Here is a 13,647-nt window from a genome sequence, read left to right on the forward strand (position 1 = left end):
AGGTCCGCATTGTCCATCAATGGCCGGTCGAACCGGCCCGAGGAGAGAGTAACTGAAATGATCGACATTTGTTTGTTTGGCGCCGGCCTGATCGGCAGCGTCCATGCAGGAAACCTTGCGCGCCATCCGAAGGCACGGCTTCGTTATATCGTCGACCCGCGCCCCGAAGCGGCGCAACGCATCGCCGCGCAGACAGGCGCGAAGATCGTCGACACCGAGACGGCGCTTTCGGATCCGACCATCAAGGCGGTGATGATAGCCTCGGCCACCAAGACCCATGCCGAGCTTGCCATGGTGGCAGCGGCGAAGGGCAAGGCGATCTTCTGCGAGAAGCCGATCGATCTCGACATCGGCCGTACAGATGAATGCCTCGCGGCAATCGAAAAGGCCGGCGCGCTGTTCCAGATCGGCTTCAACCGCCGCTTCGACCCCAGCTTCCGCGCTCTCAAGGAGCGTCTCGATGCCGGCGAGATCGGTTCCGTTGAACAGGTGATCATCACCAGCCGCGACCCTGAGGCGGAGACCGAGGAAGCGCTTGCCGGCGGCGGCGGTGTTTTCCGCGAAATGACGATCCACGACTTCGACATGGCGCGCAACCTGCTCGGCGAGGAGCCCGTCGAGCTGTTTGCGACCGGATCCTGCCTGGTACTGCCCTACTATGCCAAGCACGGCGATTACGACACCGCGATGTTCGTCCTGCGCACCGCCTCCGGCCGCCAATGCCATATCAACAACAGTGTCCGCGCCGTTTATGGGTATGACCAACGCATCGAAGTACACGGTTCGAACGGCATGCTGCGAGCCGGCAACCGCATGCCGACCTCGGTTGAAGCCTTCGGCTCCGAGGCCGTATCGCGCGACAAGCCGCTCTACTTCTTCGTCGAGCGCTACATGGACTCCTACTACGCCGAGCTCGATCACTTCATCGAGTGCGTGCTTGCCAACAAGAAGCCGGATGTCGGCGCGAGCGACGGACGCAAGGCAATGATCCTCTGCGAAGCCGCCCTTGCGTCGGCAAAGTCCGGCCGCTTCGAACCGATCAAGTTCTAAGACTGGGATTGATACGATGAAAATAGGAATGATCACCGACAGCCTCGGCGGCTTGTCGTTCAAGGACATGCTGCGGGCGTCGGCCGAACTCGGGCTGGAGACCCTCGAATTTGCCTGCGGCAACTGGTCGAGCGCACCTCATATCAACCTCGATGCCATGCTCGATAGTGACACGACGCGCCGGGAATTCGTCGCTGCCGTCAAGGATCACGGCATGACGATCGCCGCCCTGAACTGCTCCGGCAATCCGCTGCATCCGGGGGCGAAGGGCGCCGAGCATCACAAGGTGACGGAGAAGACTATCAAGCTCGCAAGCCTCCTGGGCATCGACCGCGTCGTCCTGATGTCGGGGTTGCCGGGCGGCCCCGGCGATGCCAATCCAAACTGGATCATCACCGACTGGCCGCCGGAATGCCTCGAAATCCAGAAATACCAATGGGAAGAAAAGCTGATCCCCTATTGGCGCAATCTAGTCGCCTATTCCAACAACCTCGGCATCCACAAGCTGTGCCTCGAACTGCATGGCCACCAGGCCGTCTACAACGTCCACACGCTGATAAAGCTGCGCGATGCAGTGGGCGAGACCGTAGGCGCCAACTACGATCCGAGCCATCCGATGTGGATGGGCGCCGACCCGATCGCCGCGGTCCGCCAGCTCGGTTCGGCCATTTACTATGTCCACGCCAAGGACACCCGCGTCGAACCGGTGCCCGCGGCCATCGACGGCGTGCTCGACCCGCGTCCCGGCGACCGCTACGCCGAACGTACCTGGAACTACATCACACTTGGCTATGGCCATGGGGAAACCTGGTGGCGGCAGTTCTGTACGGCGCTCAAGCAGGTCGGCTACGACGACGTGCTGTCGATCGAGCATGAGGACTTGATGATGTCGCCGATGGAGGGAATGCGCAAATCTGTCGAGCTGTTGCGCAACGCCGCCATCAACCTCGGCGAGCCAAGGCGTCGTCCGGATGCGAGCGCCTGACCAGGGCGCGATGGTGGCGGAAGCGACCGCACAGCAGCGTTTGCGCTTCCGCCCCACAAACCCCACGAGGTCAACATGATAGACATTTCCGCACGGCGGACGGCGCCGCACAATTATCATCATCTCAACCAGTTGATTGCGAGCGGCCAGTTGGATTTTCCCGATCAGCTTCGACAGGTGGCACGCTTCGCGCTGGCGAATCCTGAGATTGTCGCCTTCGAGAGCAGCAAGACGCTTGCAACCTTGTGTGGCGTATCGCCGACATCAGTCTCAAGATTTGTCCGCCATGTGGGCTTCAAGGATTTCCGCGAGATGAAAGTGCTGTTTCAAGCGCGGCTGCGCGAAATGGCGGGCCCGGAGCCATTTTTCTGGGCATTGTAAACTGTCGCCGTGTTTGCGGAAACCATTTGAAGAACTCAATGCGGTCTTACGACCATCGCTTCCGTGATCGCCGCCGCAGGAAGCAGCCAGTCGTCCGGCGACCACGGTCGCTGTCGCCGGCCCCGGCGGCGGTCGGTGTCAATCCGAAACCGGAAACGTTGCACTGCCCCCGTTCGCGATGCGTAACGCACAGTGCTGGAGGTTAGGCAGGTCGGTGCGTCGCTCGCGCTTCGGCAAGAAACAGATGATCGGGAGACGATCCTTTTGGATGCACCGGGACGAATTCGACCGTAAGCGCAAGGGCGAACTGGTCGCACTGGCCAATCTGCGTGCGACCCCGACCGTGGCTTACACTCTGCCTGAACTGAACCTGCACTGGAATAGGATGCCGGGAACCTGTTGTCGCGTACCTCCCCTTACAACGCTCCCGAATTGCCACCCTCGCGACTTGCTCCAATCGTTTCGCCACCCCAGTTGGCAGCGAAAAAGGCAGCAGAACATAAGGTCCGAACCTCGAAGGTTGGTTCGAAGGCTACGTGCCTGACAGGGCGCTTTGTCACTTGATCGCGCCTGCGAGACGTGGGGGGCGGTAGAGTGACCAAATCGCCGTCGGTTCAATACGCATGGCCACTGGCAATTGCGATCAACACAGATAGTAGCTTTTTGGGATACCCGTTAATTCGCGACGATGTTGACGATCAAGGTCCCCCAGGTCGTGAGGAGAATATGGCCGATGGGTACAGCCGGTGTGTATCCGAGAACCGCAACGGTACTTCCCGATCGATCCTGGACGGCCGCCATGCCGGCAGTCATCGTCTGCGCGCCGGCCAGCCCCCCGAGTAGCAGGATGGGGTTCATGCGAAGCACGTAGCGGCCGAAATAGAGCCCTACAATCATCGGGGCAATGGTGACGATCATGCCGCCAAACAGAAGCCCCACACCCGCTTCGGCGATTGCAGCAACAAACAGCGGTCCAGCGTGCAGCCCCGTCATTGCGACGAACGCGGCAAGGCCGAGCGCAGTCATAAGCGATACAGCAGCATCTGGAATCCGCCCGAAGAGGGGGAAGCGCGTGCGCAGATGCCCAACCAGCAGCCCCGCCAACAGCGTGCCCACACTCGTGCTCAACGAAATCCGCATGTCGCCGATCGGAAAGGTGACGAGGATGCCGACAAGTCCACCAAAGAATATCGCAAGACCGAGAACGAAGAAATCCGTCGTCGTTATCGGTGCGATAACGACACCGATCTGCTTTTCCGCACGCGACACCGTCGCCTCCGGCCCGACCAGGCGCAAAATGTCGCCTCGCTCAAGGCGGATCCCCGGCCCCACGGGGATCGCCGCGCCGCCACGGCTGATGGCACGCAGATATAGACCACGTGTCCACCCCTCCTTGGCAATGTCATCGAGCTTTCGGCCCGCAAGCTCACGGTTGGTCAACAGCACGTCTGCCCCGAGTATCGGGACATCAAGAAGTTCACGATCCTCGACCTCTTCGGCGCGTGGGCCAAGCACGGCCACGAGTGCCTCCCTCGGCCCTGAGACGGCCACGACATCGCCGGCAGCAATCACCATCTGCGTCTCCGCCTCGATGATCGTGCTCCCCCGTCGCAGGCGCAGGACAAAGAGCCTGTGCTCGGGAAATTTCGCCTCCGCGGCCGTCAATGTCAGACCAGCGATCGGCGCAGCGTCCGCGATCCGATAGGCGCGCAATTCGAAGCGATGCCAGGCAGATGCCACGCCGGGCGTCTTGCGAGATATCCCGAGTTCCTGTTCCAGCTTAAGTGCCTCTGCACGCAAATCGATGCGCATCAGCCTCGGACCGACGACGCTGCAGAACAGGATCACTCCAACGGCGCCGAAGATATAGCACACCGCATCCGCGACTGCGATATGTGCCACCAGCCTCGCGCGATCGGCTTCCGTCAGTGCCAACCCATTGATCGCCTCGGTTGCCGTGCCCATGGCCGGGCTTTCGGTCAGCGCGCCCGAAACGAGTCCCGCCGCGAAGCCCGGATCAAGACCAAGAGCCTTGGCAACCGCTACCGCCGTCAGCAACCCGGTCACGCATACAACGACGGCAAGCAATACTGGCTTGAGACCATCTCGTTTCAAGGCTTGCATGAACTGAGGTCCGACAGAGTAGCCAATGCCGAAGAGAAACAGAAGGAACAGGAAAGATTTGGCCATGGCGGCAATCGGGACGTCGGCGAATTGACCTATCAGGATGCCCGCAAAAAGCGAGCCTGTGACGGGTCCGAGGGTAAAACCTCCGAGTTTGATGCCCCCGACCAAATATCCGATGCTGATCGCAAGAAACACTGCGAGTTCCGGATACTTCACGAGGAATTGCGCGACCCAAGACATGACCAGATTGCCCCCTCTCCCCTTCTTCAGGCCAGATATGATCGCCAACTATCCGCACGCCAGAAGTCAGCAGTGCCTCGCTAAGGCATGCCGTAGCGAGGCGGCATTAGGGAGCGCGAAGCCAGCGCTCCTGAAGCAATGACTCAGCGCTTTGCGCCTGCAGCCTTCGGTTTGAGCAATTTTAGCCCCCTGGCTCTCTCGTAACCGTGAATCTCTTTCACATCCAATTTGCGCATGAAATCGATCGTCTCCTGCGTCAGCACTTGACCCGGCACCATGATCGGAAACCCGGGCGGATAGGGTATGACGAAATTGGCCGAAATCATTTCCGGTCCCTCCCGCAGTCTGCGATCGCACTCAGCACCGAGCAGCGGCACATACTCGCAACGCGCGGCGTCGTAGGCATTGAAGAAGGCGGTCCGCATGTCGCCTTCGGGTGTTGTTTTACCCGCATCACCCCGAAAGGTTTCGTGGAAATGGCTGAAATTGGGCAGGTCCGGCACGTCAGTCATCAGGGATTTGACCCGCGCATCAAAGGCGGCTCTTTCTGCCTGTCCACCGTCGGCGAGGCGCTTCTCAATGCCGAGACAAATCTCGACGAGAACGCGGATAAGGTGGGCCACGTCGCTACGCGTGTTGTTGATGTTCGACTGGAGTAGCACGCTATTGCGCGACGTCTTGTTGAGCTGGATCCCGTACTCGCTCGCCAGCAATCCCTTGAATTGCGTTCCGTCGAAACCAGCGGTTCCGCAGACAAGCGTCATGCGCGTCGGATCAAGATAGAACTCATCCTCCTGCATCGCTTTGACCGCGGTGGCCCAGTTCGAGCCGGGCGCGAGGTAGTCCTGGAAGCCCGACTGGCGGTACGCAGCTGGTATCATCTCGTCGGCACCGAGGACACGGAAGTATTTCGAGATCAGCTGATGCTCATTGATTGCCCGACGGATCTTCAACGCAATCTCGATTGCGTTCATCACCAGGCCATAGCCTTCAAGTTCCATCTGTCGACGCGCGACGTCCAGGCTGGCGATCAGTTGCTGGTTGGGGCTCGTTGATGCATGCGTGAATACTGCCTCGTGGAACTGAGCTTCAACCGTATGAAAGTCCACATCCTTGACGAGGAGCATGGAGCCCTGCCGGATCGCCGACATCGACTTATGCGTCGAGTTTGTCTGATAGACGCGAAGGCGTACAAGCCGCGGATCGGGGATCAGCCGGGTGGCCAGAAGTGTCTCGTCGGAAGGGTTATCTCCGAGATTGGCGCTTTGCTTCTCATAGGCACTGATGGAGGCGGGATCGCGCAACCATTCCTCGATATCGGCCGCGGCTCCCATGGCGGTTCGAGGTCGCAGGAAGGGAGAGAACCGGGCAAATCCCGACCACGCCTCGTCCCAGAGGAAGATCAGATCCGGCTTTATGGCAAGGCACTCCTCCATCACCCGCCTGACATTGTACATGTGCCCATCGAAGGTGCAGTTGGTCAGGTCAAGCAGCTTTAGGCGATTGAGCCGCCCCTCCGCTTTCAACGCCAGCAATGCACGTTTGATGGTTGCGAGTGGTACTGCCCCGTACATCGAGTATTCCGTCATCGGGAAAGCCTCGACGTAGTATGGCTGCGCACCCGTTAGAACCATGCCGTAGTGATGCGATTTGTGGCAGTTGCGGTCGACCACCGCGATATCGCCCGGGGCCAGCAGCGCCTGGACGGCCATCTTGTTGGAGGTGGACGTGCCGTTGGTAACGAAAAAGACGTGGTCGGCACCGAAGGCACGGGCAGCCATTTCCTGCGATCGCTTGATGTTGCCGGTAGGCTCCAGAAGGCTGTCGAGGCCGCCCGTTGTCGCGCTGCTCTCTGCTAAGAACAGGTTGAGGCCATAAAATTCGCCCATGTCGCGGATCCAGTCCGACTTGAAGACAGACTTGCCGCGAGCAATGGGCAGGGCATGGAACGTACCAATGGGTCGCCGTGCATATTTTTTCAGGTTGTCGAAGAAGGGCGTCTCGTACCGTGCCTGCACGCCTTCGATGATCGCGAGATGCAGCTCCAGCGGTTCCTCGACGGAATAGAAGATGCGCCGTATCGAATCCGCCGCCGGATCACCGGCAATTTTCTCGACCTGCCGGTCGGACAGCAAGTAAATGTCGAGTTCCGGTCGGATCCGCTTCAATATGCGTGCCAAGTGCAGCGCCGAGACCTCGGGGCTTTCCGCCTCGCCAAGCAGCGGATTTAGGACGGAGCGCAACACTGGCGCGTCGTGGCGCGAGCGGTAAGGGAATCCCTCCGCAAGGACGACGGAGATGATAGATGGGTTCAATGCCGCAGCGCAAACCGCATCCTCGAAGGAGCCGACAAAGATGGGCTCGTAGATGAAGGAATCCTCGTGACGGCGCATCCTGCGGAGCTCACCGGCCAAGGCGGGCCATCGCGCCGCCGGTTGGCTGTTGACAAACAGGACCTCGAAATAGGGGCGATGAGCACGAGCCTCACCCGTGGCTGGCGGCATAATATCGACCACCTCGTTTGGCGACAGGTGGTCATTGACATCCCACTCCTCGGGACGGCTGCGATAGGCATCCGTCAGAAGGCCGTTGGAGATGCGCCGAGCCAGTCTGGCCGCGCCGCTGGGGTCGTTTGAAGCAATGCGCTCGGCCAGGGCTTGGCGCAATCGCGCACCGGGATAAGCGTGGTATTCCTCTACGGCTTCTATGGCGGCGAGCGCTGCCTCCAGCGCCTCCCGCCCTCCCCGTTGTGCGGCCCACGCGTCGGCCAGAGACGTGACCTCGCGCCAGTTGTCGGCACGCCCCGAATGCATCAGCAGAGACTGATTGTCTGCGGTTTTTTTTGGCATCTGATGCTCCCAACACCCTTTTATTGAAGATTCGCTACAGTTGACGAATTGTCACTGCACAGACGATTGGAGTGGCCTGCTGGAGGTCGCCAGCTTCTAAAAGCACTGCAAGGCGAGGGGAGCCGTATACCGACCCCCATCCATTTCAGGCCAACGTCAGCATTAGTCCCAGGTCGCGAATGGACTATTGTCGCCAGTGTAGCCTAGACTCGGTATCTGGCATTCCGTCCCGTTAGCCCTTAAGCGGAGCCGTAGCTAGCCGGCGTCGTGCGCGACGGGACAGCATCACAGCCCTAGCGGGCCGAACTCAGGATCACTCAACGGCTGCGACATGCGAAGTAAAATACGGTAGTTTACCGCAGACCGTCTGTAGCCTACTCACTTCCTCCTCGACCGATGGTTTTCGAGCTGCAGCCTCCCCCGGCCTCTGTCTTTCCCGACATCCTATTCTACCGGTCCGGTGGCCAAACGACGCGCGCAAGGTCCCTGACGATATCAGCTTCCAATTCAGCGACCATCGTCTCGTACTCCTCGATATAAAAGCGGTCAGCACCATCACGCCGGAAGGCTTCCAGTGCGACGCAACCCTCATCGTAGGCTTCAAGAAGATTGCAAAAGAACGGCCATGAACTGGACGCGGGCAGTTTCTGGAGCAGTTGGCGTTGCGCAGGCAGCTTGAGCATCAACCGACGCAATCCAGATTGCGCGGTCCCACGGCAGCCGTCTTCCTCTATCCAATCCTTCCCCATTGGCGATCCTCTACCCGATAACAGTGTAACAACCGCGCGCCCACGCGGAAGTAAATTACGGTATGTTCTGTTTCCGTGCCCGTTCTGGCCGCCGTGAAATTGCGCGGCCTTTTTTTTGGCGTGTTTAAGGAAGCCAATTGCCATGTCACGACATGTCGATAATCTAGCATCGACATGCCTTTAGTTGTCCACTTGTCGGAAGGACCCAGATGAGAAGTCAACCCGACGGCGTACACTCGCACCCCTCTCCCGGCGAGGTCCGAGAACAGTTGGATCGCATACTGTCGAGCCCAGACTTCATTCTCCCCGATCGCGGGCGCAGATTTTTGCAGTTCATCGTGAACGAGACCCTCGAAGGACGCGCCGCCTATCTGAAGGCATTCACTATTGCAACCAGCGTTTTCGGACGTGATGCGTCATTCGATGCGATGAATGATCCTTGCGTGCGAATGGCAGCACGCCAGCTTCGTAGTGCACTTGAGCGGTACTATCTGACGAGCGGCTCAATGGATGAGGTACTGATTGCCGTTCCGGCTGGCGGTTACGTTCCAACTTTCGCAAAACGGGCGATTGAGGGTGGCACCAGGACTGAAGATGAAGCGCAAACGGTCTCTGCCGCAGGCGTGTCATTGCCCGAGAAGCCGCCAACCGAGCCGCCAAAGCGCGAAAGCAGATTGCCTCGTTGGATTATGATCACCGCTGGAATGATTGTACTTGCCGCCGTGGTGATGGCGTCGTTCACCGAAAGAAATAACACTACATCGAAGCAGCCAGTCATGGGCGGCGGCAGGGCAACGATTTTAGTCAAGCCCTTTGCGACCAACGAAGAAACGAGGGTCTCGAATGAAGTCCTGAGTGGGCTGAAAAATGAAATCGTCGTCAATCTCGTGAAGTCCAAAGAACTGGTCGTGGTCACTGAGGGCGCAAAAACCAACGCCGACACGACATACACTCTGCAAGGTAGCATACGCCTGGAGGCTGATGATGTGCGAGCAATCGCACGCCTGGTCCGGGGGGCAGACAGTGCAGTCGTGTGGTCGAGCGACTACGACGTCAATATAAAGGGTCGAAGCATTCTCGACGCCCAGATGGCCATCGCGCGATCAATCGCGGCGGCTGTGGCAGCCCCATTCGGAGCGGGTGCGACGTCGCGGCCCCAAGAATAGGCTACGCCCTGGAGATATCGGCTCTCGGAAGCGAGTGGCCAGGCTAACCGTCTCCAGCCGGCTTCTGCTTCCGATGCTTGGTCAATGCATGTGCGCTCCTTACCCGCTCGAAAACCAGTGCCGGCGAAATGGCTTCCCGCTTGGTCCGGGGCGCGTGTCTCGTATTAGGACGAAGCTTGCAGACGGGAGAAACCCTTCATTGCGTCGTCGAAATCGTCCGGATCAATATCGTCGACTGTCGCCGTGGCGTCGAGGTTGTCGGCGCTCTTATTGGTATGCGGCAGTGATAAAAGGGTGAGAGCACATCGGTGATGCATGCCTTAAAGGGTGTAGGATACCGTATACTACCCCACTTGAAGGTGTAACATTCTTTGCCGTTGCAATCTCATCGGATACCTTTCCAACTAGCAGAACTCGAAGTCCGCATTTCGATGTGTCCAGTGCCCGGCAGGCATACCACAGTGGGAGGAATGATAATGACGGAAGCGGGAATCTACGCAAAATTTGTCGATCTCAGCCCCTTTGAGATCAAGGACGAACTCATCAGGCTGGCTCAGGCCGACAAGTCGGGTCGTGCATATCTCAACGCCGGGCGAGGCAACCCCAACTGGATCGCAACCAAGGCGCGCGAAGCTTTCTTCCTTCTCGGTCAGTTCGCGCTGACCGAGGCCAAGCGTGTTTCCTTCGATGAAGAAGCGGGTCTCGCGGGAATGCCGCCCGTCGACGGATGCTACAAGCGGTTGAAGGCATGGGTGGAAAAGCGCAAGGGCGATCCGGACACGCCCGGCGCTGAGACGCTCGACGCTGTGGTGGATTTTGCCATCAAGAAATTCGCCTTCGAGCCTGACAAGTTCGTCAACGAACTCACGGATTCGATTATCGGCGACCACTATCCGGTTCCCGACCGCGCGTTGGTGCACAACGAAGCGATTACTCATGAATATCTGATGTGGGCCATGTGCGCTGGCCACCGCCCGACCGCAAAATTCGACCTCTACCCGGTCGAAGGCGGCACCGCGGCCATGTGCTACATCTTCAAGGCGCTCAAGAATGCGCGCCTTCTGAACTCCGGTGATACGATTGCGCTCGTCACGCCGATCTTCACGCCCTATCTCGAGATGCCGCATCTCGAGGACTATTCGCTGAAGCAGATCCATGTTTCGGCGGAGGCGGAAGACCGTTTCCAGTTGACCGAGGAAGACCTGAAACCGCTCGAGGACAAGTCAGTCAAGGCGCTGTTCATCGTCAATCCCGGCAATCCCTCCGCGGTCGCGATCGATCCGGAAAGCATGGACCGGCTGGTCAAATTCGTCAAATCAAAGCGCCCAGACCTGATGATCCTGACGGATGACGTCTACGGCACCTTCGTGCCGAATTTCGAATCCGTCATGGGCCATCTGCCTCACAACACGATCGGCGTCTATTCCTATTCGAAGTATTTCGGATGCACCGGCTGGCGCCTCGGCGTCGTCGCCGTCGCCCAGGACAACATCTTCGACAAGATGCTCCGAAAGATGCCCGAGGCCACGCAAAAACTTCTCGACGCGCGCTACAAGGCTCTGACGCCGCATCCCCGCGATCTCAAGTTCATCGATCGCATCGTCGCCGATAGCCGCGATGTGGCGCTGAACCACACGGCCGGCCTGTCGCTCCCGCAACAGGTGATGATGTCGCTGTTCAGCCTCGTGGAAATGATGGACGAGGAAAAGATCTATCAGAAGGCGTGCATGGCCATCTGCCAACGCCGGTTCGACAAGCTGATGAACGGAATGGGGATCGAGTTCAAGGCTCGCCCCTATTTCGACCGCTACTACGGCATCATCGACTATGAATACTGGGCGCGCAAATATGTAGGCGACGAGGTGACGGACTGGGTGAAGGAGAACGTTCATCCGCTCGATATCGCCTTCAAGCTAGCCGAGGACCATGGCATCGTGGTGCTGAACGGATCGGGCTTCGAGGCGCCGAACTGGTCGGTGCGCGTGTCCTTTGCCAACCTGCCGGACGAGGCCTACGATTCGATCGGCAGGGCCATCCGTGCGGTGGCGCGAGGTTATCTGCAGGCCTACCGCGCCGCCAAGGGCGAGACGGCTCAGCCGTAGGGCGGGTCGCTATTCGATTTGTAGAAGACGCAGCCGAAGAGATCCTACGCCGGAGATCGCCACCATGCTTCAATGGTTTGCCGCAACGCTTCAGAAATATCCCGAAATCGCCATCTTCCTGTCGCTTGCGATCGGCTATTTCGTTGGCAAGTTCACCTATAAGGGTCTCGGTCTCGGTGCCGTCACCTCGACCCTGCTCGCCGCCGTGGTCATCGGGCAGCTCGGCATCGTCATATCGCCAAACGTCAAATCGGTCTTCTTCCTGATGTTCCTGTTTGCGGTCGGCTACGGCGTTGGACCGCAGTTCGTGCGCGGTATCGCTTCCGACGGTCTGCCGCAGGCGATCTTTTCCGTGGTCGTCTGCATCTACTGCCTGATAGTTCCGGTGATCGTTGCAATGATCGCCGGCTACGATGTCGGCTCGGCCGCCGGCCTCTATGCCGGCTCGCAGACAATCTCTGCCTCCATGGGCCTTGCCACCGACGCGATAAACCGGCTCGGACTGGCGGCAGAACAGACCCAGGCGACGCTCAACGCGATGCCTATCGCATACGCGGTGACCTACATCTTCGGTACCGCCGGATCGGCGGTCATTCTGGCGTTGGTTGGCCCGCGGCTCCTCGGGATCGACCTCGTCGCCGCCTGCAAGGATTACGAGGCGCGCCACAGCGCCGCGGCGGAGTTCGGCGGAGCGGGATCGGCCTGGCACCGCTTCGAACTCAGGGCCTACCTTATCAAGCCGGAAGGCCGCGCCGTGGGCATGACCGCGAAGCAAGCCGAGGCGATGGTGCCGGACGCGCGCGTTTTCGTCGAGCGCATCCGCCGTGACGGCCGGATCGAGGAGGCGACCGCCGATACGGTACTCAGGGCCGGAGACGTCGTCGCCGTGGCCGGTCCGCGTGACGTGCTGGTCGAGGTGCTCGGCCAGGCCGCCGAGGAAGTAAACGATCCCGAGCTTCAGAATGTCCGCGCCGAGGGCGTCGACATCTACGTCACGTCCAAGGCGGTCGACGGCAAAACGCTGTCCGAACTCGCCAAGTCGCCTACGGTGCGCGGCGTCTTCCTGCGCAAGATCGTTCGCGGTGCGACCGCGACCGTGATCCCGATCCTGCCGGATACCAAGATCCATCGCGGCGACATTCTCACCCTCGTCGGGCGCCCGCAGGACATCACCGCGGCGACGAAAGACATCGGTTACCCCGATCGCGCCACCGACGTCGCCGACGTCGCCTTCATCGGCGCCGCGATCGTCCTCGGCGCGTTGGTCGGGGCGTTCGTCCTCAACGTCGGCGGTGTGCCCCTGACGCTGTCAACCGCCGGCGGCGCACTGATTTCCGGCCTTGTCTTCGGTTGGCTTCGCTCGGTGCATCCGACCTTCGGACGGATCCCGTCCTCGACCGTCTGGTTCATGAATTCGGTCGGCCTCAACGTCTTCATCGCCGTGGTCGGCATCAGCGCCGGCCCCGGCTTCGTCGCTGGGCTGAAGGAGCTTGGAGTAAGCCTGTTCCTCTGGGGTGTGGTTGCGACGTCCGTTCCGCTGTTCCTGGCGATGTACACCGGCAAATACCTGTTCAAGTTCGACCCAGCCATCCTGTTCGGTGCCTGCGCCGGAGCGCGTACCACCACGGCGGCGCTCGGCATGATCACGGACGCGGCAAAGAGCCAGGTTCCCGCGCTGGGCTACACCGTGACCTACGCCATCGGCAACACGCTGCTGACGATCTGGGGGATGGTCGTGGTCCTGTTGCTTGGCTAGTTTGCCGTAGGTAAGGTAGCGTGTCTTGCCGAGGTGACCGCTTGGGCCCAAGTGGTCACCATCGTCATCTCTGGGTCTGATATCAGTCCTGTGCACATGGAAGCAGCATTATTGACTAAAGCGCGTCGCCCGTTTTTTGATTCAGGTTCTCGAATCGGCCGATTTGTGATTCCTTCGTAGCTGGAAGGAGACCGGTCATGGGCAAATCACATCCGATCGAGTTGCGTTCCCGTGTTGTTGCG

At 59.7% G+C, this 13,647-nt stretch carries 9 protein-coding genes; 6 read left to right on the forward strand and 3 right to left on the reverse strand.

Features of this window, described 5'->3' with window-relative positions; translation table 11 throughout:
* The first annotated feature begins 57 nt into the window (after positions 1–57).
* The 3 genes from iolG to IB244_RS14365 all read left to right on the forward strand — a co-directional run bounded on the left by iolG (position 58) and on the right by IB244_RS14365 (position 2,416).
* Complete coding sequence (iolG, locus tag IB244_RS14355) at positions 58–1,050, forward strand: inositol 2-dehydrogenase (RefSeq protein ID WP_169680678.1); 993 nt, start codon at positions 58–60, stop codon at positions 1,048–1,050.
* Positions 1,051–1,066: 16 nt separating this feature from the next.
* The gene (locus IB244_RS14360) at positions 1,067–2,035 is read left to right on the forward strand and encodes a sugar phosphate isomerase/epimerase family protein (protein ID WP_169680676.1); all 969 of its coding nucleotides are present in this window, start codon (positions 1,067–1,069) and stop codon (positions 2,033–2,035) included.
* A gap of 75 nt (positions 2,036–2,110) precedes the next feature.
* Positions 2,111–2,416: a MurR/RpiR family transcriptional regulator gene (locus tag IB244_RS14365; RefSeq protein ID WP_025659238.1), complete on the forward strand. Its 306-nt coding sequence runs from the start codon at positions 2,111–2,113 to the stop codon at positions 2,414–2,416.
* A gap of 675 nt (positions 2,417–3,091) precedes the next feature.
* On the opposite strand, the gene aspT (IB244_RS14370) is transcribed toward IB244_RS14365, so the two are convergent.
* The 3 genes from aspT (IB244_RS14370) to IB244_RS14380 all read right to left on the reverse strand — a co-directional run bounded on the left by aspT (IB244_RS14370) (position 3,092) and on the right by IB244_RS14380 (position 8,315).
* Positions 3,092–4,831 (reverse strand): aspartate-alanine antiporter, encoded by a 1,740-nt coding sequence (gene aspT / locus IB244_RS14370; RefSeq protein WP_246733606.1) that lies wholly within the window; start codon positions 4,829–4,831, stop codon positions 3,092–3,094.
* Positions 4,832–4,926: 95 nt separating this feature from the next.
* The gene (locus tag IB244_RS14375; protein ID WP_169680674.1) at positions 4,927–7,632 is read right to left on the reverse strand and encodes a decarboxylase; all 2,706 of its coding nucleotides are present in this window, start codon (positions 7,630–7,632) and stop codon (positions 4,927–4,929) included.
* Between the two features lie 449 nt (positions 7,633–8,081).
* Positions 8,082–8,315, reverse strand: a complete 234-nt coding sequence (locus IB244_RS14380) for a nodulation protein (protein WP_246733615.1) — start codon at positions 8,313–8,315, stop codon at positions 8,082–8,084.
* A gap of 404 nt (positions 8,316–8,719) precedes the next feature.
* Here IB244_RS14380 and IB244_RS14385 point away from each other — a divergent pair, with 404 nt between their 5' ends.
* From IB244_RS14385 to aspT (IB244_RS14395), 3 genes are all read left to right on the forward strand, one after another.
* Positions 8,720–9,547 (forward strand): hypothetical protein, encoded by an 828-nt coding sequence (locus IB244_RS14385; protein WP_312867230.1) that lies wholly within the window; start codon positions 8,720–8,722, stop codon positions 9,545–9,547.
* A 476-nt stretch (positions 9,548–10,023) separates the two neighbouring features.
* Positions 10,024–11,649 (forward strand): bifunctional aspartate transaminase/aspartate 4-decarboxylase, encoded by a 1,626-nt coding sequence (locus IB244_RS14390; RefSeq protein WP_169680671.1) that lies wholly within the window; start codon positions 10,024–10,026, stop codon positions 11,647–11,649.
* A 64-nt stretch (positions 11,650–11,713) separates the two neighbouring features.
* A complete protein-coding gene (gene aspT, locus IB244_RS14395) occupies positions 11,714–13,405 on the forward strand; it encodes an aspartate-alanine antiporter (protein ID WP_169680669.1) in 1,692 nt (563 codons plus the stop codon).
* Positions 13,406–13,647: the final 242 nt, after the last annotated feature.

The organism is Rhizobium sp. RHZ02 (genome assembly GCF_014851575.1).
Classification (GTDB): domain Bacteria; phylum Pseudomonadota; class Alphaproteobacteria; order Rhizobiales; family Rhizobiaceae; genus Rhizobium; species Rhizobium altiplani.